General features: G+C 60.1%; 17 protein-coding genes and 1 tRNA gene. 4 read left to right on the top strand and 14 right to left on the bottom strand.

Annotation, left to right across the window (positions count from 1 at the left end):
• Positions 1-235: 235 nt before the first annotated feature.
• A tRNA-Glu gene (locus tag N434_RS08750) sits at positions 236-310 on the top strand.
• A gap of 129 nt (positions 311-439) precedes the next feature.
• Here the strand turns inward: N434_RS08750 and recJ are convergent.
• The 5 genes from recJ to N434_RS08725 all read right to left on the bottom strand — a co-directional run bounded on the left by recJ (position 440) and on the right by N434_RS08725 (position 6,616).
• Positions 440-2,248: a single-stranded-DNA-specific exonuclease RecJ gene (gene recJ / locus N434_RS08745; RefSeq protein ID WP_110757173.1), complete on the bottom strand. Its 1,809-nt coding sequence runs from the start codon at positions 2,246-2,248 to the stop codon at positions 440-442.
• A gap of 102 nt (positions 2,249-2,350) precedes the next feature.
• Complete coding sequence (locus N434_RS25745) at positions 2,351-2,575, bottom strand: hypothetical protein (protein ID WP_065115759.1); 225 nt, start codon at positions 2,573-2,575, stop codon at positions 2,351-2,353.
• 187 nt (positions 2,576-2,762) lie between these two features.
• Positions 2,763-4,073, bottom strand: coding sequence for a homoserine dehydrogenase (locus N434_RS08735; RefSeq protein ID WP_110757171.1), 1,311 nt, complete (start codon positions 4,071-4,073; stop codon positions 2,763-2,765).
• Positions 4,074-4,134: 61 nt separating this feature from the next.
• Positions 4,135-5,355, bottom strand: coding sequence for an LL-diaminopimelate aminotransferase (locus N434_RS08730; RefSeq protein ID WP_035223305.1), 1,221 nt, complete (start codon positions 5,353-5,355; stop codon positions 4,135-4,137).
• Between the two features lie 301 nt (positions 5,356-5,656).
• Positions 5,657-6,616 (bottom strand): nucleoside hydrolase, encoded by a 960-nt coding sequence (locus N434_RS08725; RefSeq protein WP_065116215.1) that lies wholly within the window; start codon positions 6,614-6,616, stop codon positions 5,657-5,659.
• Positions 6,617-6,798: 182 nt separating this feature from the next.
• Between N434_RS08725 and N434_RS08720 the strand changes: the two genes are divergently transcribed.
• A complete protein-coding gene (locus N434_RS08720; protein ID WP_110757169.1) occupies positions 6,799-7,602 on the top strand; it encodes a TSUP family transporter in 804 nt (267 codons plus the stop codon).
• A gap of 59 nt (positions 7,603-7,661) precedes the next feature.
• Here N434_RS08720 and N434_RS08715 read toward each other — a convergent pair whose 3' ends face one another.
• The 8 genes from N434_RS08715 to hemN form a co-directional block, all read right to left on the bottom strand.
• A complete protein-coding gene (locus N434_RS08715) occupies positions 7,662-8,357 on the bottom strand; it encodes a nitrogen regulation protein NR(II) (protein WP_065115762.1) in 696 nt (231 codons plus the stop codon).
• 277 nt (positions 8,358-8,634) lie between these two features.
• Complete coding sequence (locus N434_RS08710) at positions 8,635-9,564, bottom strand: lipid A biosynthesis lauroyl acyltransferase (RefSeq protein WP_065115763.1); 930 nt, start codon at positions 9,562-9,564, stop codon at positions 8,635-8,637.
• Positions 9,565-9,569: 5 nt separating this feature from the next.
• Positions 9,570-10,598, bottom strand: a complete 1,029-nt coding sequence (locus N434_RS08705) for a zinc-binding dehydrogenase (protein ID WP_006316337.1) — start codon at positions 10,596-10,598, stop codon at positions 9,570-9,572.
• 143 nt (positions 10,599-10,741) lie between these two features.
• Complete coding sequence (locus N434_RS08700) at positions 10,742-12,025, bottom strand: beta-ketoacyl-ACP synthase (RefSeq protein WP_065115765.1); 1,284 nt, start codon at positions 12,023-12,025, stop codon at positions 10,742-10,744.
• A gap of 11 nt (positions 12,026-12,036) precedes the next feature.
• Entirely contained in the window at positions 12,037-13,233 is a 1,197-nt protein-coding gene (locus N434_RS08695; RefSeq protein ID WP_065115766.1) for a beta-ketoacyl-ACP synthase, read from the bottom strand.
• Positions 13,234-13,440: 207 nt separating this feature from the next.
• Positions 13,441-13,920, bottom strand: coding sequence for a 3-hydroxyacyl-ACP dehydratase FabZ family protein (locus N434_RS08690; RefSeq protein WP_110757167.1), 480 nt, complete (start codon positions 13,918-13,920; stop codon positions 13,441-13,443).
• An 88-nt stretch (positions 13,921-14,008) separates the two neighbouring features.
• Entirely contained in the window at positions 14,009-14,293 is a 285-nt protein-coding gene (locus tag N434_RS08685; protein ID WP_003495848.1) for an acyl carrier protein, read from the bottom strand.
• 114 nt (positions 14,294-14,407) lie between these two features.
• Positions 14,408-15,757, bottom strand: coding sequence for an oxygen-independent coproporphyrinogen III oxidase (hemN, locus tag N434_RS08680; RefSeq protein ID WP_110757166.1), 1,350 nt, complete (start codon positions 15,755-15,757; stop codon positions 14,408-14,410).
• A gap of 213 nt (positions 15,758-15,970) precedes the next feature.
• Here hemN and fnrN point away from each other — a divergent pair, with 213 nt between their 5' ends.
• Positions 15,971-16,696 (top strand): transcriptional regulator FnrN, encoded by a 726-nt coding sequence (gene fnrN, locus N434_RS08675; protein WP_110757164.1) that lies wholly within the window; start codon positions 15,971-15,973, stop codon positions 16,694-16,696.
• 434 nt (positions 16,697-17,130) lie between these two features.
• Here the strand turns inward: fnrN and N434_RS08670 are convergent, their stop codons facing one another.
• Entirely contained in the window at positions 17,131-17,511 is a 381-nt protein-coding gene (locus N434_RS08670; protein ID WP_262517021.1) for a hypothetical protein, read from the bottom strand.
• 184 nt (positions 17,512-17,695) lie between these two features.
• Here N434_RS08670 and N434_RS08665 point away from each other — a divergent pair, with 184 nt between their 5' ends.
• The gene (locus N434_RS08665) at positions 17,696-19,555 is read left to right on the top strand and encodes a PHA/PHB synthase family protein (RefSeq protein WP_110757162.1); all 1,860 of its coding nucleotides are present in this window, start codon (positions 17,696-17,698) and stop codon (positions 19,553-19,555) included.
• Positions 19,556-19,574: the final 19 nt, after the last annotated feature.

Genomic DNA, 19,574 nt, shown 5'->3' with positions numbered 1-19,574 from the left:
GGCAGATGCCAGCTAAGGGTTGGAAAAACACGCCACGGCCCTCGCACGGCGCATGATGACGTTACTGTCGGGCAGCGATAGAGCCGCCATTTCAAGGCCTTGGCCAGTCTCGGCGCAGTTTTCCACAGCCTCTTCGGTTTCGGCAAAAAAACTCGTCGTGAAGCGAAAAAAATCAATTTTTCCGCTTGCGGAGCAACCGGAGCCTGACTATAAGGGCGCCACACCACAAGCGCACGCGCCCTTCGTCTATCGGTTAGGACGTCAGATTTTCATTCTGAAAAGAGGGGTTCGACTCCCCTAGGGCGTGCCACTTGCTTCCCCTTGAAAATCAGCACTCTATATGCAGAACTTCACGTAACGCGTGAGTATTCGGACGCTTGCTGTTTGCAACGCGCGGCTTGCCCCGCTCCCGAAAAATCCCGACAGTTCCGCAGCCCCGTCAGGGTGCGAAGGCCGCATCCAGAACGCGCAGCTGCACACGCCTCTGGCCCTGCCAGAGATCGGCGCCCACGGTGCCTGCAACGTGAATGTTCCTGCCGCGCGCATTCAGGAGCATCTGCCCCAGAGGCGCTTCGGCGGCGCGAAAGGCGATGCCATCCAGCCGCGAGCCATCCATGGCCTCAAGCGTAATCTTGACGTGGGATGTGCCCACGAGCCTCACATCGCGCAGGCGATGTGAGGGCACGGCGAAGATCGGTTGCGAGTGACCCGATCCATAAGGACCGGCCTGCTCCAGCTGGTCGACAAGCTGCAATGTCGCGCCCGAGGCGCCGATGGCGCCATCGATCTTCAGCACGCTGCTTTCCACCAATTCGTTCACGGTCTTTGCCGCCGCGTCCTCAAAGAAAGTCCTGAGCTTGCCGAGATTGGCGCGCTCCACCGTCAGGCCGGCCGCCATGGCGTGACCGCCCCCCTTGACCAGCAAGCCGGCCTCAACGGCGGCGCGCACCATACGCCCCATATCGAAACCGGTGATCGAACGGCCCGAGCCGGTGCCCTTGCCGGAGGGATCGAAGGCAATGGCGAAGGCGGGACGGCGGAAGCGATCCTTCAGACGCGAGGCAAGCAGACCGACAATGCCGGGATGCCAGTTTTCGCGTGCAGTCACGATGACGCCCGCACCGGAACCATCGCCATATTCGAACAGCGCCTCCGCTTCGGCTTCCGCCAGCATGGCGGCTTCCATCGCCTGCCGCTCGCGGTTCAGCTCATCCAGCCGCTCGGCGATGACCTCCGCCTGTGAGGCGTCATCGATCGTCAGGAGACGGCTGCCAAGCGCGGCATCGCCGATGCGACCGCCGGCATTGATGCGGGGGCCGATCAGGAAACCGAAATGATAGGGTGTGACAGGCCCGCCCAGCCCCGCCTTCTTGAACAGGGCGGCAAGCCCGGCATTGTTCATGTGGCGCGCGGCGATAAGCCCCTTCACCACATAGGCGCGGTTGAGCCCCTTCAGCGGCACCACATCGCATACGGTGGCAAGCGCGACGATATCGAGAAGCGACAGGAGATCGAGCGTGAAAGCCTGCCTGTGCCGTCTGTCCTTCAATATGCGCAGGGTAGCGACCAGCACGAGGAACACCACGCCGGCGGCGCAGAGATGCCCCTGCCCCGACAGATCGTCCTCACGGTTGGGATTGACCAGCGCCACGGCGGGCGGCAGCTCCGTGCCGACCTGATGGTGGTCGATCACCACCACATCCGTTCCCGCATCCCTGGCGGCCTGCAACGATTCATGGCTGGTGGAGCCGCAATCGACCGTCACGATCAGCGTCGCGCCATTGGCGGCAAGCTGCTGCATCGCCGCCGGGTTCGGGCCGTAACCTTCGAAAATGCGGTCGGGAATATAGATTTCCGGCGTCAGCCCGAAATGCGCGAGAAAGCGAAACATCAGCGCGGAAGAGGCAGCGCCGTCGACATCGTAATCGCCGAAGATCGCCACCTTCTCACCCGTCTCGACCGCGCGCACCAGCCGCTCGGCGGCCTTCTCGCAATCGGTCAGCATATGCGGGTCGGGCATCAGCGAGCGGATGGTCGGATCAAGGAACGCCAGGGCATCATCGACACCCACGCCACGCCCGGCAAGCACCCGCGCGATCAGTTCAGGAATGGCGTGGATCTGGGACATGGCCAGCGCACGGTTCTGTCCGGCCTGATCCAGCCGCGACACCCAGCGCTGTTCTGTCGCCGACCGCTCCACGCTCAGAAACGCGCGGGCCACGGCATCGGCCGGCTCCATCATTGCCATCCTGTCCCTTCATCCTGTCATGCGCGCATATCCGCGCCTTATAGTTAGAACGGGCTAAATGGCGATGCGGTGTTTTTCAAGCAAAAACGCTTGTCCCGGCTGTCACACCGTAAAAATCGAGAAAAACGGGCTGACGATCGAGACCGCGCCGACCAGCAGCAATAACGAGAAGACAGCGAGCGAACACCAGTTGCGCTCATGCTCGGCCATGTCGAATTCCATGCTGCGAATATTGTCGTTGGCATTATGCGGCCGCACCCGATGATGGGTGACCGGAACGCCGGCGCGCTTGTTGTCCTTGAACAGGATGATCGATGTCACGGCCACGCCTCCCTCGCTTGGTGAACAGGATTAACCATAGTGCCGAATCGCCTTGTTTTCCAGCGGTTCGAATGCGGCGTCCTCAAATTTTATGGCCACCGAAGCGCCGGTGCGGTGCACACGGCCAGGCAACAAAAAACCGCGCCTCCTTCGGGAAGCGCGGCTCTCGATGCCATCAAGATATCGATGCGTCTCAGGTCCGCTCGATGCGGATGACCTGCGGTTCGCTGACGAGATATTTCTCGTTCTTAATCGCCTTCACGGCCTTGCGGATCGCATCTTCCATCGTCGCATGAGTGACGAGAATGATGGTCTGCGGCGCGCCTTCCACATGCACGCGCTGGCGCTGCACGATGGATTCCAGCGAGATGTTATTGTCAGCCATGCGGCTGGCGATGGAGGCGAAGACACCGGCCTGATCCTTTACCGTCAGGCGGATGAAATAACCGCCCTCATGGCTCTTCATCTTGGCGCGACGATAGTCCGTCAGCGATTTCGCCGGACGGCCGAGCACAGGCACCTGCTGGGCGCCCGGACGGCTCTTGGCGATATCGGCGATATCACCCAGCACGGCGGACGCGGTGGCGTTGCCGCCGGCACCCGGACCAACCATCAGCAATTCGCCGAGAATATCGGATTCGATCGCCACCGCATTGGTCACGCCGTCCACCTGTGCGATGACGGAATCGAGCGGCACCATGGTCGGATGCACGCGCTGCTCGATGCCGGATTCGGTCACCTGCGCCACGCCGAGAAGCTTGATGCGATAACCGAGTTCGGCGGCCGCCTGAATATCCTCGCTTGAAATATTGGTGATGCCTTCGAGATAGATGTCATCGGCCGAAATCTTGTTGCCGAAGGCAAGCGTCGTCAGGATGGCAAGCTTGTGGGCGGTGTCGTTGCCCTCGATATCGAAAGCCGGATCGGCCTCCGCATAACCCAGCCGCTGCGCTTCCTTCAGACAGGCCTCGAAGGACAGCCCTTCCTTCTCCATCTTGGTGAGGATGTAGTTGCAGGTGCCGTTCATGATGCCGTAGATGCGCGACACATGGTTACCGGTCAAGGATTCACGCAGCGCCTTGATAACGGGAATACCGCCGGCCACCGCCGCTTCGAAGTTGAGAAGCGCACCCTTGTCTTCAGCAATGGTCGCCAGTTCCACGCCGTGCTTGGCCAGCAGCGCCTTGTTGGCTGTCACCACATGGAGACCACGTGCAAGTGCGGCCCGCACTGCATTTTCAGCCTGGCCGGAAGCGCCACCGACCAGTTCGACGAACACGTCGATATCGGCTTCGCTCGCCAGCTGTTCCGGCGTGTCGAACCAGGCAATACCCTTGAGATCGATGCCGCGGTCACGCGAACGGTCGCGCGCGCTCACCGCAATAATCTCAATCGCGCGTCCGCAGGTAATCGCAAGTTCGTTGCTTCTCTGCTGGAGGATGCGCACGAGCGAAGCGCCGACAGTGCCGAGCCCCGCTATGCCGATTCTCAATGAATCTGCCATGGGTATGTTCCTGATTTGCTGGTGATGGTGGCGGCCGAGGCCCGGCCGCCTTCGGTTGCCCTTATCTGTGGGCGTTAAGCGAAACGACATTATGCATCGTTTCGTCTGCGCTCGACAGGAAACGCTTCAGATTGCGCGCTGCCTGACGAATTCGATGCTCGTTTTCCACGAGCGCGAGACGGACGTAATCATCGCCCATCTCGCCAAAGCCGATGCCGGGAGCAACGGCGATATCGGCCTTCTCGACCAGAAGCTTGGAGAATTCCAGGCTGCCGAGATGGCGGAATTTTTCCGGGATCTTCGCCCAGGCGAACATGGTCGCCGCCGGCGGCGGAACCTCGAAACCGGCCTTGCCGAAGGTGTCGACCATGACATCGCGGCGGCGGCGATAGACATTGCGCACTTCGGCGATGTCGGAGCCGTCACCGTTCAGCGCATGGGTCGCCGCAACCTGGATCGGCGTGAAGGCGCCGTAATCGAGATAGGACTTCACGCGGGTCAGCGCCGCGATCAGCCGCTCGTTGCCGACGGCGAAGCCCATGCGCCAGCCGGGCATGGAGAAGGTCTTCGACATGGAGGTGAACTCCACCGCAACGTCGATTGCGCCGGGAACCTCCAGAACCGAAGGCGGCGGATTGTTTTCGTCGAAATAGATTTCCGAATAGGCAAGGTCGGAAAGCACGATGATCTCGTGCTTCTTCGCGAATGCGATGACGTCCTTGTAGAAATCCAGCGAGGCCACATGCGCCGTCGGGTTCGACGGGTAGTTGATGATCAGCGCCAGCGGTTTGGGAATGGAATGGCGCACCGCGCGCTCCAAGGGCCCGAAGAAGCTCTCATCCGGCTCGACATTCATCGAGCGGATAACGCCGCCCGCCATCAGGAAGCCGAAGGCATGGATCGGATAGGTGGGGTTCGGACACAGGATCACGTCACCCGGCGCGGTGATGGCCTGCGCCATATTGGCGAAGCCTTCCTTGGAGCCGAGCGTGGCGACGACCTGGGTGTCGGGGTTCAGCTTCACGCCGAAACGGCGGGCATAATAGGCGGCCTGCGCGCGGCGAAGGCCGGGAATGCCCTTGGACGAGGAATAACGATGGGTGCGCGGGTCCTGAACGACTTCGCAAAGCTTGTCGACGATCGCCTTGGGGGTCGGAAGGTCGGGATTGCCCATGCCGAGATCGATGATATCGGCCCCGGCCGCTCGCGCGCTCGCTTTCAAACGGTTGACCTGTTCGAAGACGTATTGCGGCAGACGCCGGACCTTGTGAAACTCTTCCATCACTTTCCTCATGGGAATGGACCGGTTCTGCCGGCCCATAACGAAGGTTCGTTTTTTGTTTTTAAACGCCGCCGACACGAACCGATCCGGCAGGCGTTATTCATTGTAGCGCAAAGCACGGGAAAACCTACAAGGCTTTTCTCGGCCCACACGCCATCGCGATCATCCGCCTGTGCTTCGGCACGGCCTTTTCGGCCCCTTTGGCAAGGCGGATCGCGCAATAGGATCAAGGAACTTGCATAACGCCAGATTCTTGGAAAATGCAAGGCAAGCCATGCTCAAGAACGGCCATTCCTGTCGTTCAGCCGCGCTCGCCGTTCACAATTGCCGCACGGATGAGCGAAAGCACGCGCTCCGGCTTGATATCCGTGCAGACGAGCTGGCTCGGATGCCCGTCCCAGTCGCCCGGCGGAAAGGCGCGGCCATCCGGCTTCTGGATGGTCTGGCCGTCTGCAAGCCCGCCGCAGACCACACGCACCGGGCCGCTGCGGGTCTCGAAAAGCTCAGGCGCGACGAGATAGACGCAGGCGCAGCTGTCATGCACCACCATGCCGTCGCCGGTGCGGGTCTTGTAGAAATCGATGTAGAATTGCGACAGGTCGGACAAGAGCTGCACCGGCTTGCCGCCGGCCTTTGCCATCTCGGCCATGAAGGCGCTAGTCATTACCGTTTTCGTCGTTACGTCGAGACCGACGACGACCACACGCCAGGGCGCGGTGAAGACGAGATCGGCCGCTTCCGGGTCGCCGTGGATATTGGCCTCGGCCGCTGGCGACACGTTGCCGTTCATGTCGAAGGCGCCGCCCATGACGATGACGTCTTTCACCAGCGCAGCAAAATCCGGCTCCTCGCGCAGCGCCAGCGCCAGATTGGTCATGCGGCCGACGGCGATCAGCGTCACTTCACCCGGATTGGCCTTCACCGTCTCGATGATGAAACGATGCGCCGGACGCGGATCGAGCGGCAGATCGATGGTTTCAGGGATATCGATATCGCCGAGACCGTTTTCGCCATGGATGAAGGTCGGCCAGTGGCCTTCCTTGCGGGCGGGATCGAATGTTACGCCAGCACCTTTCGCAACCGGCGCCGTCATCTGCCATTCCCGCTTCAGGAACAGCGCATTGCGGGTGGTGATATCGATGGGCGCATTGCCGAAAACCGTGGTGACGCCGATCAGATCGATATCGGGGTGACGGTGCAGGAACAGAAGCGCCATGGCGTCATCCACACCCGGATCCGTATCGAATATCACTTTATGCATAATGCCCTCATCCATATGTCTCAGGCGCCATCCGTCCTTCCGGTGACGCGCCACGGAAACATAACGATAAGCGGCAACACCGCAATCCCCCCGCAGGCGGCATATCATGCAGAAAAATATTGCGTGGCGGTCTTTTCGGTGAAAGAAGAAGCCCTCTCCCGCCGCCTGCCCGGACATCTTCAGTGCAAGACATCGCCCTCAACGTATTTATCGTCCTCTTCTGCGTCGCCATCTTTGCCGGATTTATCGATTCCATCGCCGGCGGCGGCGGCCTCATCACCATTCCGGCGATGCTGATCATGGGCATCGCGCCGCTCGACACGCTCGGCACCAACAAGCTGCAATCGCAGTTCGGCTCGGCCTCTGCCACGCTTGCCTATGCCCGGCGCGGCCATGTCGACCTGAAGGAACAATTGCCTATGGGGCTGATGGCCATGCTTGGCGGCATGCTGGGCGCCGTCACCGCCGCCTTCGTGCCGGCCGATCTGCTGCGCACCATCATGCCGTTCCTGCTGATCGCAATTGCGCTTTATTTCGCCTTCAAGCCGCAGCTCAGCGATATCGACAGTCACCGCCGCATCACACCCTTCGTGTTCGGCCTCACCGTCGCGCCGCTGGTCGGCTTTTACGATGGTGTTTTCGGCCCCGGTGCGGGGTCCTTCTACATGCTGGCTTTTGTGGCGCTCGCCGGTTTCGGCATGCTGAAGGCGACCGCCCATACCAAGCTTCTGAACCTCGGCTCGAACTTCGGCGGATTCGTCGTCTTCGCCATTGGCGGCGCGGTTCTGTGGAAGCTGGGATTGGCCATGGGTGTAGGACAGTTCATCGGCGCGCAGATCGGATCACGCTTCGCCATGAAAAACGGCGCGAAGATCATCCGCCCGCTTCTCGTTCTGTCCTGCCTGGCAATGGCGACGAAGCTTCTTGTCGATGCTTCATCCGCCTGGTCCATCGCCACGATCTGGGAAACCATCTTCCCGAAATGATGGATGGCGGAGCGCCCCTTTTCCGCCATTGAAGGGCAGAGGCAAGGCGCTCCGATAGGTCAGCCGGTGGCGCGGCGCCGGCGATCGGCGATTTCCCTGATCACGACCATGGCGCCCACGAGCTTGTAGGCGGAGGAATAGCAGGGCGACATTTCCAGCGATTTCACGACCGTACGGCCGTTCTGGTCTTCCGCATAGGTGTATTTCGACGTATCGCCCTTGAAGCAATTGTCGAGCTTTTCCCTGAGGTCGTTCTGGAAACGATGCACGCCGACAAGCTCGGCGATGTGGCAGCCCAAAAGCCCGTCCGGCGCATTGCGTTGGAAGGCATCCAGCGCATTGGCGAAGGACACGCGGTAACCGGGGGAAACAATGACCACCGGCTCGTCGAGATCGTTGAGCATGTCCTCATCGAGGATCAGGTGGCGGTGATGCCACTCCAGAGTATCCTCATCCTCGTCGCCGATGACCTTCGCCTTCGGCGGCATGCCGACATATCGATCGACAAGCGTGCGCAGAAGCTCGGAATTGCGCTGCACGCAACCAAGGTCTTCCGCCTCGTGGTTGAGGAGGTCGATGGCGAAACGGAACTGCTCGCGAATATCTTCGGAGCTTTCGGTCTGACGGCCGACAACACGCTCGAGAAGCTGCTCCAGTTCACGCTCCAGCACTGCAATCTTGTCGGCCTCGTTTTTACCAACGGCAGATTGCAGTTCCGTATAACGCAGCCAGAACAGCTCAATCAAATCTTTCAACCCAATTCTCCCTGAACGGGCAAACACCCCGCTCCCAATCCGAAAGGATAGACCCTTACCCCTGATCTTAGCGTCTCTGCGCTTAAAAATGACGTAACGAAACGCAAAAACGCCGTGGGGATTGTAGTCCAAAATATCACAGCCACCGCTATTTTTTCAATTTCGATAATCCATGAACGAAAAATCAGGTTCCACTAATATGGAAAAATATCGAAACGCACAATTTCGCGGTCGAATTTGATGTGAATCGCGAAAAACGCCCGGTGCGGCCAGAGCCTCAGATCTGGTGCTTCACATCCCAGCGGTCGTGATACCACAGCCACTGCCCGGGATATTCGCGCACCCAGCTTTCCACCTTGTCGTTCAGAAGCTGCGCCGTTGCCTGAATATCGACATTGCCCTTTTCATCGCGGGGAATTTCGACCTTCGGTTCGATTTCCAGCCGGTAGCGATTGTCCGGCAGACGCACGCAGCGGGCGGGATAGACGTCGCAGTTGAACTGACGCACAAGCTTGGCCAGAAGCGGATTGGTGCGAACCTCGAGCCCGAAGAACTTCGTTGTCAGTCCCTTGCTGAATTTCTGGTCGACAAGCACGCCGACACCGCCGCCCCGCTCCAGCTGCCGCGCAAGCGCGAAGGAGGAACCGGCGTGCGAAGGCACGAGATTGCCCATGCGCTCCTTGCGGAAATTGAACACCTTGTCGGCCACGAAAGGATTGTTCGGCGGCCGGAACAGCACGGTGACATCAAGACCGAAGGCCGAACTGGCCACCGGCAGCAATTCGAAATTGCCGCTATGGGCGGTAAAGACGATGAAGGGCCGCGGATTGTCGCGCAGTTCCAGAAAAGTCGGAATACCCTCGACCCGAATGCGGCCGGGCTCGTTCTTTTCCGGATCGAAATCGAACAGCCGGTCGAGAAACACATATTCCGCCGCAAGCCGGCCCATATTGGCCCAGCTATCCATGGCGATCTCCAACCGCTCCTCCTCGGACTTCTCCGGAAAGGCGCGCGCCAGATTATGAAGCATCAGCTTGTGGCGGCCGGTTTTCGGCCCCACGAAGCGCGCCAGCCGGTCTGCGGCGCGAATGCCCGCATCGGCGGGGAAGAGCTTCAGCAGGTTGAGGAGGCCGAAGGCGAATGTCGCGATCAGCCACTGCCGGAAGTGGTCCAGTTTCAGGACAATCCGCGTCAGGAACAGTTTCACGATGGTCAGTCCATCCGCAGAACGATCTTGCCGAACACCTGGCGCGTTTCCATGCGCTCCAGCGCCCGGTCGATATCGTCGAAGGTCACTTCGGTGTCGATGACGGGATGAACGATGCCACGCGCCATCTTCTGCATGGCATTGGCCATGTTTTCCATGCGGCAGCCGAAGGAGCCGAGCAGCTTCAGCTGCTGCTGGAACAGCATCATCAGGTTGATTTCGGTGGAAACGCCCGAGGTGGAGCCGCAGGTGACGAGACGGCCACCGCGCTTCAGCGAGAACATCGAGGCGACGAAGGTGTCCTTGCCGACATGTTCGAACACCACGTCGACCCCCTTCTTTTTCGTCAGCTTGCGCACGACGCCTTCAAAACGGTCGGTGCGATAATTGATGACGTGATCGGCGCCCAGCGCCTTTGCCCGCTCGATCTTGTCATCGGAGCCGACTGTCGTGATGACGGTGCAGCCCATCTTCTTGGCAAGCTGGATCGCCGCCGTGCCGATGCCGGAACCGCCGGCATGGATGAGGATGGTTTCGCCCGGCTCCAGCTTGGCATTGTCGAACAGCATGTGCTCGACCGTGCCGAAGGTCACCGGCGCGAGAGCCGCAGCAACGGCATCAATGCCGTGGGGTGCTGGCACGAGTTGGCGGGCCGGAATATTGATCTTTTCCTGCGCGAAACCGTCCAGGTGGAAACCGTGCACGCCCTGAACGTGTTCGCACAGATTGTCACGGCCTTCGCGACAGGGCTTGCACAGCCCGCAGGTGCGTGCGCCATAAACCGAGACGAGCTGGCCGGGCAACACGTTCGAAACACCCGGGCCGATGGCCTCAACCACACCCGAAGCCTCGGCACCGATGGTGAGCGGCATCTTGCGCTTGGCGAAAGCCATGCCGCGCCAGCCCCACACGTCGATGTGGTTGAGCGCCACGGCCTTGACGCGCAGCGTCACCTCGCCCGGGCCCGGAGCATCCGGTTCAGGCAGGTCCACTTTTTCGAGCTTCCGGTCGTCCACGAGTTGAAGAGCGCGCATATATCAGTCCTTCGCCCGAGGGCGTTATTTAAAAATCATTCCAGCAAAACTCTGTAACCGTTTTGCGGCCGGAATGCGTAATCAAAGAAGCGAGAGCGTTTCCGCAAAATATTCGGAAACGCTCCTGTTTATGGCGAAACCGGTCAGGCCGGTTCCCGCGTCATGACAAGGCTGGCATTCTGCCCGCCAAACCCGAAGGAGTTGGACAGAACCGCGCCCACCTGCGCATCCCGCTTTACATTCGGCACCACGTCGAGCGTGATGGTCGGATCGGGATTATTGTAGTTGATCGTCGGCGGCAAAGTGCCGGTCAGCATGGTCTGCAGCGAGAACACCGCTTCCACGGCGCCCGCTGCGGTCAGGGTATGACCGATCATCGACTTGTTGGACGACAGCGGAATATCCTTCAGCCCCTCGCCGAAGACGGCGAGCATGGAGCCATATTCCATCTTGTCGTTTTCCGGCGTCGAAGTGCCGTGGGCGTTGATGTAACCGATATCGCTTTCGGCCACGCCCGCATCGGCCAGTGCCGCGCGGATCGTCGCAATCGCCGGGCCGCCATCGGGCGAAGAGCGGGTGCGATGGAAGCTGTCGGCCTTTTCGCCAGCACCCTTGATGATGCCGAGCACCTTGGCGCCGCGTGCAACCGCAGCTTCGAGCGATTCCAGCACCAGCGTCGCAGCACCTTCGGCGATCACGAAACCGTCGCGGTCCTTGCTGAACGGCTTGGAAGCCTTTTCCGGCGGGTCGTTCTGGGTCGAAAGCGCGGAGAGAAGCGAGAAGCGGATCAGCGCTTCGGCGCTGACCGAACCGTCGGTCGCAACCGTCAGCGCCCGCTCCGTGCGGCCCTGGCGGATGGCTTCGACGCCAAGCTGGATCGCGGTCGCACCGGATGCACAGGCGGTGGAAAGCGTGACCGGCAGGCCACGTGTGCCAAAGCGGTCGGAAAGGCGCTCGGAAATCGCGCCGAACAGGGCGGCTTCCTGGAACGCCGGGTCGGGACGCTGGCGGAAGGCGGTCAGGAACCGTTCATAGGCATCGCCCGGCTGGGCGGCCGGCGGAGACCGGTCGGCAAGCTCGAAACGGGCGCTCCATTCCGGCTCGATCGGTGGTGCCGCGAGAAACAGCGGACCGTCGAAATCACCTGATATACCGGCCTGCGCCAGAGCCTCGATGGTGGTTTCGCGGGCAAAAGCATAAGAACGCTCGACGGAATTCGGAACCGGGATATCGATGAAATCCACCGTGCCGCTGATCCGCGTCGAAAGCCCCTCGGTCGGGAAACGGGTGATCTTGTGAATGCCCGACTTGCCCGATGTCAGCGCCGCCCAGTTGTCGGCAAGCCCCTGCCCGAGCGACGTGATGATGCCCATGCCGGTGACGGCGACGATGGGACGACCGAGATGATCCCTGAAATTGGAAGTCATGATCTTTCTCCTCACACGTCGCGGGACAGAACGGCGACACCTTCGCCGCGCACATGGCCGACGGTGGTGACGACGGCTTCGCTTGCCGCCTCGCCCATGGGCTTTTCCTGCGCCGCATCGAAAGCCGGCACCTTCGCACCGCTTTCAAGCGTCAGCGCGGCAAGCGCCAGTCCGAGCGGAAACTGTGCTTCCAGCCCATGACCGGTGACACCGCCAAAACCACGAATGACAGCATTCGGTAGCGCCTTTTCGAGAATGTCCTTCTCCCGGGCCGTCACGCCGTCATAACCGCTCGCACCGGAGAATACGACGGTCGCCGCACTGTCCTTTGCGGGAGCAAGCAGGCGTCCCATGCGCTTTTCCATCTTACCGTCATCGCGGCTGCCGCGGTCGCCCTCGATGGCGTCGATACGGGCATAAATGCGCGCGCCGCGCGCACTGGCATGCTTGCGTGATTCCAGGACGAGGAAGGCTCCCAGCGAACCGGAAATCATGCCGCCGCCATCCTTGTCGCCACGCGACCACAGCGGTTGCCAGCCGCCCTGCGCATGCGCGCCGATGGCTTCGAACAGCAGGATCATGTCGGGACGTTCGGCCGAAAAGGCGCCGCCTACCAGCGCATGGCTCGATTCGCCGGAACGGATACGGTGGAATGCGGTTTCGACGGCGGAAATGCCGGCCGCTTCTTCACCCATGAAGGTGCGGGACGAACCGGTGACCTTGTGCACGATGGAGATATTGCCGGCCATCAGGTTGGAAAGCTGGGCGAGAAACAGCGTCGGGCGCAATTCCGTCGTCAGCTTCTCATTGAGCAGCACTTCGCGGTCGTTGCGCTTCAGCGCCTCGTCGACGATCAGCGTATCGACATTGATGTCGCGCTCGCCGCCGCCAGCGGCAACGATCATGTCCATGGTGGCGCAGGCTTCGGCATTGTCCTTCAGCCCGGCATCGTCAAGCGCCAGACCCGCGGCGAAAACACCGAGGCGCTGCCAGTTTTCCATCTGGCGCTGGTCGCCGCGCTTGGCGATCTGCGCGGACCAGTCGATCTCCGGCATGGGATGAACCGGATAGGGCCTGAACTTTTCGGTCTCGACAATCGTCGCCGGCGCGGCCGTTCCAGAAAGAAGCGCCAAATGCGCCTGGCTGCCGACGCCGTGACAGGTCACGATGCCAACCCCTGTTATCACCACATCATTGTCAGATTTCATCGTTTGTCATCCTTTGCAGCCGGCCCCGCGGAAACGGTCACGGCTATCCACAGCGGTTGCGAACAACCACGTCATGTGTTGCGGAATAAAGCCCGCGGTGCGGATTGGCAATGGTGAAGGCCTGATCCGCCGTCGCGCGCCCACGATTTTCATGCTTCGAAACCGGACCGACGGGAAAACGGTCCCCTTCAAAACGGGTGGAAACGCTTAACCCTGCGCATCCGCGGCAATGGCCGCCATCAGGCCGACTTCCTCGGCCCGCTTCTTGACAATCGGACCAAGCGGGATCTCGCTGAACGGCATGGTGCGCAATTTCAGCTGCGCGTCGCAGATCTTCTTGCCGGCAGAGGTGATCTTCGCCTTGGTGACGGCAAAGCCGGAACCGTCATGTTCCAGCACCACCTCGATGTCGAGAACCGCGCCCGGCTCCACGAAGGTGCGCATCTTGGCACCGTCGACCGACATCAGGAACGGCATGGACGCAAAATCGGAAAATGCCAGAACCAGCATGCCGGAAGCCTGCGCCATGGTCTCGATCAGAAGCACGCCCGGAACCAGCGGCATGCCGGGAAAGTGGCCCTCGAACACCGGGCTCTTGTCGGGAACGACAGACTGCGCCTTCAATGTGCGCGTCGCCATGTCCACGGCTTCGACCTTGTCGATCATCTGAAAATATTCAAGCAGCATCCGTCCGGCCCGTCTCTGGTCGGTTAGTCATGATTTGCCCGCAGGCGGCATCAAAAGAAAATGCCCGCCGGAAGCGGGCATTGTCGCCTCAGCCCTTGGCTGCGCGCAATTCGTCGATCTTGGCGCAGAGGTTCTTCAGCACGAAATATTCTTCGGTGGAAACCTTGCCTTCGTTGACTTCCTGCGTCCACTGCTCGAGCGGAATCTTGATGCCGAATTCCTTGTCGATGGCGAAAACGATATCCAGAAAGTCGAGGCTGTCGATGCCCAGATCGTCGATCGTGTGGCTCTCCGGCGTAATGGTTTCGCGGTCGATTTCGCTGGTTTCGGCGATAATGTCGGCAACCTTGTCGAATGTAGCTGTCACGCCCATAATCCTTATTGTCGTTCGTATGAATTATCCTGTCTGACGCACCACATAGGCAAGTCGCACAAAAAAGCCAATGGTTTCGTGACGTAACTTTGAAATTTGCCCCAAAACTGTTGCCTAAACAGCAACCGAATGGCGGCCGCGTCCATTGCCCAGATAGGTGTCGAAGATTGCCGCGATATTACGCACGAAGGGCTTCCCAAGCTCCGTGAGCGCAAAAATATCGGCATCCATGCGCACCACGCCATCGCTGTTGCCGGCGGCAAAATGCTGTGCCTGCGTCCGCACGGAATGGCTGGCCTTGCCGAAGCGCCGGTCGAGATCCGAAAAATCGAGCGCGAAATCGCACATCAGCCGCTCGATGACATGTGAGCGCAGATGGTCCTCTTCCGACAGTTCTATTCCCTTGACGATGGCAAGGCCGCCCTCGCCCGTCATCCGCTGATATTCCCCGGTCGCCACCATGTTCTGCACATAACCCTGCGGCAGCCTGCCGATGGAAGAAGCGCCAAGCCCGATCAGCGCATCGGCCGTATCGGTGGTATAGCCCTGGAAATTCCGCCGCAGCGCACCCGCTTCGGCCGCCTGGCATAGGGTATCGGCCGGCTTGGCGAAATGATCGATGCCGATCGCTTTGTAACCCGCCTTTTGCAGCATCTCGCCCGCCATCGTCATCTGGCGATACCGCTCGGCAATATCCGGAAGCGCGTGTTCGGGGATCAGCGACTGGTGTTTCTTCATCCACGGAACATGGGCATAACCGAAAAGCGCCACCCGGTCCGGATCGAGCGAGACGATCTGATCCACTGTCTTCTTCAGCGTCTCGCAGGTCTGGAACGGCAGACCGTAGAGAATGTCGCAATTGACCGAGTGAACGCCCCTCGCCCGCACCGCATCGACGACGGATTTTGTCTGTTCGAAAGACTGGATGCGGTTGATGGTTTTTTGCACTTTGTCATCGAAGTCCTGCACGCCGAGGCTTGCCCGCGACATGCCGACGGCGGCAAGGGCGTCGTAACGGCTATCATCCAGATCGTTGGGGTCCATTTCCACGCTGATTTCCGGCGCAAGCCCGAAGGTGAAATGACGCCTCAGACAGTCCATCAAACTGACCATATCCTCCGGTTTCAGCATGGTGGGAGAACCACCGCCGAAATGTACCGCACTCACCACCGCATCAGGGGAAACAAGTGCGCCGACCGCTTCGATCTCCTGCTTAAGTGCTTCCAGATAAACGGCAATCGGCTCGTATTTCAGTGTGTGCTTGGTGTGACAGGCACAGAACCAGCACAACCGGTCGCAATAGGGAATGTGCAGGTAAAGCGATATCCGGTTCCTGTGGTTGAGCTCACCCAGCCATTGCCGGTAAGTCGCATTATCGATTCTCTCGTGGAAATGCGGCGCAGTCGGATAGCTCGTGTAACGGGGTACGGCGCCAGAATATTTGCGAAGAAGTTCGGTATTCATCACCGGTTTTGCCTTTTATCAAGAAAATGTCGATTTCCTCCCTTTCAGTAGCGGCTGCGACAGTTTGCAACTTTGACTTCAATCAAATTGCGCCATAAGTTCTTCCTAAAGTAGACGCGGGGACGACGGCTACGCGGCACAAGCCTTTAAAGAGACCGGATTTGATACCCAAGGTCGCAATCGTCCCGAAAAAGCCAGCATTGGAAAAGGCTTATGGATACGCTGCAGAAGACCATCCACAATTCGGAAGAGCCCGTCGTCTGTCGCTCCTGCGAGGCGCGTCACGGCGGTCTTTGCAGCACGCTGACACCGCAGCAGCTTTGTGATCTCAACCGCCATTCCAGCCGCAAGAAACTGGAAGCCGGCAATGAGCTGCTTGGCCAGGGTGAACTCGTCACCTCCTATGGCAATATCCTCAATGGCGTGGTGAAGCTCTCCAAGATGATGGCGGACGGCCGCCAGCAGATTGTCGGCCTGCAATTCGCCCCGGATTTTCTTGGCCGACCGTTCCTGGCCGAAAGCAAGATGACGGCAGAAGCGGCGACCGATGTGGAAATCTGCCTTTTCCCGCGCCGCGTCGTCGACCGCATGGTCTCCGAAGTGCCCGACATGGAACGCAAGCTCCATAACCAGTCCCTGAAAGAACTGGACGAAGCGCGCGACTGGATGCTGACGCTCGGCCGCAAATCGGCGCAGGAAAAGGTTGCCAGCTTCCTTTATATGATCGCCACCCATATCGATCCGGAAAACGACGACAAATCGGCTTTCGATCTGCCGCTGTCCCGTGCCGACATTGCCGATTTTCTTGGCCTCACCATCGAAACGGTGAGCCGGCAAATGACCAAGCTGCGCAAGGAAGGCATCATCCGCATCGAAAACAACCGTCATATCACGGTGCCCGATCTCGATGTGCTGAGCGAAGCCGCCGGCAACGACTGACCGGCGCTTCAACACCCTCTTCATCGTCCCTGAAGCGCGGATGTTCCAATGTTGAGATATGGCGCGCGCGCCTGAGCCGGTGCGAGCGCAAAACCGGCAAGAACCAGCAAAGCGGCGATGCATTTCATGATATTTCACCCTGTATGCCGCCTTTTCAGCGGCCTGTTTGTTATGGCTGCATCATAAGCGCCAAACCGCATCCATCCGCTTAACATCTTCGGTAAGCGGATGGTTCAAAGGCAGGGTAAAGAAGGGGTTATGATGTCGCGCCGGCCTGACCCGTTAGCGGTCAGTGCCACCATCCCAGGCGCGGCATACGCTCGCTCCATCTCAAGCCTCATGGCGCAGATGCGCCTGCTTGGTTTCAGGACGTGTTTCGTCACGAAAGGATGTGGGGTCGGTCCATTATATCGCGCATAACGCGCGGCATGATCTCACTGCGAGGCGGCAGGCGTCGCAACCGGCTTCTGATTTTCGGCAAGCGCCCGCAGTTCGGCCACCCGACGCTTGTATTCGGCTTCAGAAATCTGGCCGTTGCGGCGGGCAGCACCGAGGCGCGACAGGCTCGATTCCATGGTGGAGGCCTCATCGTCGCCCATCTGGGTGCCGGCCGCCGTCATGGGCGCCGAGAAGGTCGGATAGGTGCCGGTATCGCGCTTCTGGCTTACCGCATTGTCGCTGACGGGGCGCGGACCGACGATTTCGGCGGTCGGGCGGCGCATATGGGCGGGGGCGACGATCGGTTCAGGTGCCTTGCAGGCGGCGAGCCCGGTAACAAGCAGGGCGCCGGACAGCGAAATCACAGCGATTCTCACGGCATTTTCCGCATATGTTCCCCATGTGCCCATGTGCTTGCCCATCGTCATGTTCCGCCTGTAAGGATATCTGCCGATATCGAATTCGACCACGGTTCGGCCGTTTGCGGCCTCCCCTTGCTGGTGGAACTTGTATTCGTTTTCATGCAGAATGTGCAAATACAAATTTGGTGGAGGACGACGCATGGCAGGTGTTGACGGCGGGGGCACGAAAAAGGGTGGCAAAACGCCCGGTTTCGACGCCAGCTCCGCCGAGGCCTACCTGATCCGCGATCCCGAAGCCTTCGCGGTCAACATCGCCCGCGCGCTGGAAAATCTCGGCAAGGCCGCATCCGAATGGCTGGCGCCGCGCGAACGCGGTGAAATCCCTCAAACCAGCGCCGATCCGCTGACCGACCTCGTCAAGACACTGTCCGATGTCGCCGAATACTGGATGGCCGAGCCGAAGCGGTCGCTGGAAGCGCAGACCCACCTGCTTTCCAGCTATTACGATCTGTGGGCAAAATCGGTGGCGCAGTTTTCCGGCGATGCTGATTCGCCCGCCGCATCCCCAGCAGAAGGCGGCACCACGGAACGCCGCAACCGGCGTTTTGCCGATGCCGACTGGCAGGCCAATCCGTTCTTCGATTTTCTCCTGAAAGCCTACCAGACCACCGTGGGCTTCGCCGACCGGATGGTGACAGAAGCCGAAGGGCTGGACGAACATACTCGCACCAAGGCGCTGTTTTACATGCGGCAGGTAACCGAGGCGCTTTCACCCGCCAATTTCGTCTTCACCAATCCGCAGGTCTTTCGCGAGACGGTGGCTTCCAGCGGCGCCAATCTCGTCAAGGGCATGGCGCAGCTGGCGGAAGATGTCGCGGCCGGCAATGGCCACCTGAAACTGCGCCAGACGGATTACAGCAAATTCGTCATCGGCCAGAATATCGCGGTGACCTCAGGCAAGGTGGTGGCGAAAAGTCCGCTGTGCGAAATCATCCATTATGCGCCGACAACGCAAAAGGCCTTCAAACGGCCGCTGCTGATCGTGCCGCCATGGATCAACAAGTTCTATATTCTTGATCTCAATCCGCAAAAATCCTTCGTCGGCTGGTGCCTCGAACAGGGCCACAGCGTCTTCATGGTTTCCTGGATCAACCCGGATGCCAGCCTCGCCGACAAGGGCTGGGACGACTACATCGGCGAAGGTATCGATTTCGCCCTCGACACCATCGAGGAACGGACCGGCGAGAAGGAAATCAACGCCATCGGTTATTGCGTCGGCGGCACGCTTTTATCCTCCGCATTGGCATTGCATGCGCAGCAGGGCGATGAGCGCATCCGCAGCGCCACGCTGCTGGCCGCCCAGACAGATTTCATCCATGCCGGCGATCTCAAGGTCTTCATCGATGAGGGCCAGCTTGCCGCGCTCGACAGGCACATGCAGGCGGTCGGTTATCTCGATGGCTCGATCATGGCCACCGTTTTCAACATGCTGCGCGCTTCCGATCTCATCTGGCCCTACATGGTCGATAATTACCTGCGCGGCACCGAACCCCTGCCCTTCGATCTGCTCTACTGGAATTCCGATTCGACCCGGGTGACGGCCGCCAGCCATTCCTTCTATCTGCGCAATTGTTACCTCGAGAACAATCTTGCCCGCGGGCTGATGCGGGTCGCCGGCAAGCGGATCAATCTCGGCGACATCAAGATACCCGTTTATGATCTCGCCACCCGCGATGACCATATCGCGCCGGCGAAATCGGTCTTCGCGGGTGCTGCGCTGTTCGGCGGACCCGTGGAATTCGTGCTCGGCGCTTCCGGCCACATCGCCGGCGTCGTCAATCCGCCGCAGCTTGAGAAATACCAATATTGGACGGGATCGTCACCAGCCGGAGACTTCGACGCCTGGCAGGCCGCCGCCACCGCCCATAAGGGCTCCTGGTGGGTGCACTGGCAGAACTGGATCGAAAGCCAGGATGGCGAGAAGGTAAAGGCGCGAAAACCGGAAGACGGCAAGCGCGCCGTACTCGGCGATGCGCCGGGAACCTACGTCCTTTCCTGACCACACCCATCATTTCCCA

Origin of the sequence: Rhizobium sp. UGM030330-04 (assembly GCF_003208455.1) — a bacterium.
Classification (GTDB): domain Bacteria; phylum Pseudomonadota; class Alphaproteobacteria; order Rhizobiales; family Rhizobiaceae; genus Agrobacterium; species Agrobacterium rhizogenes_A.
Note: the sequence above shows the minus strand (reverse complement) of the source record. Positions and strands in the feature narration are given on the sequence as shown.

Excerpts from the sequence above, each read along its gene's own strand:
- recJ (WP_110757173.1), bottom strand. The coding sequence starts at position 2,248 with ATGGCAATGATGGAGCCGGCCGATGCCGTGGCCCGCGCGTTTCTGAGC.
- N434_RS08735 (WP_110757171.1), bottom strand. The coding sequence starts at position 4,073 with ATGGCAGATTCATTGAGAATCGGCATAGCGGGGCTCGGCACTGTCGGC.
- N434_RS08730 (WP_035223305.1), bottom strand. The coding sequence starts at position 5,355 with ATGGAAGAGTTTCACAAGGTCCGGCGTCTGCCGCAATACGTCTTCGAA.
- N434_RS08725 (WP_065116215.1), bottom strand. The coding sequence starts at position 6,616 with ATGCATAAAGTGATATTCGATACGGATCCGGGTGTGGATGACGCCATG.
- N434_RS08705 (WP_006316337.1), bottom strand. The coding sequence starts at position 10,598 with ATGCGCGCTCTTCAACTCGTGGACGACCGGAAGCTCGAAAAAGTGGAC.
- N434_RS08700 (WP_065115765.1), bottom strand. The coding sequence starts at position 12,025 with ATGACTTCCAATTTCAGGGATCATCTCGGTCGTCCCATCGTCGCCGTC.
- N434_RS08695 (WP_065115766.1), bottom strand. The coding sequence starts at position 13,233 with ATGAAATCTGACAATGATGTGGTGATAACAGGGGTTGGCATCGTGACC.
- N434_RS08690 (WP_110757167.1), bottom strand. The coding sequence starts at position 13,920 with ATGCTGCTTGAATATTTTCAGATGATCGACAAGGTCGAAGCCGTGGAC.
- N434_RS08685 (WP_003495848.1), bottom strand. The coding sequence starts at position 14,293 with ATGGGCGTGACAGCTACATTCGACAAGGTTGCCGACATTATCGCCGAA.
- hemN (WP_110757166.1), bottom strand. The coding sequence starts at position 15,757 with ATGAATACCGAACTTCTTCGCAAATATTCTGGCGCCGTACCCCGTTAC.
- fnrN (WP_110757164.1), top strand. The coding sequence starts at position 15,971 with ATGGATACGCTGCAGAAGACCATCCACAATTCGGAAGAGCCCGTCGTC.
- N434_RS08665 (WP_110757162.1), top strand. The coding sequence starts at position 17,696 with ATGGCAGGTGTTGACGGCGGGGGCACGAAAAAGGGTGGCAAAACGCCC.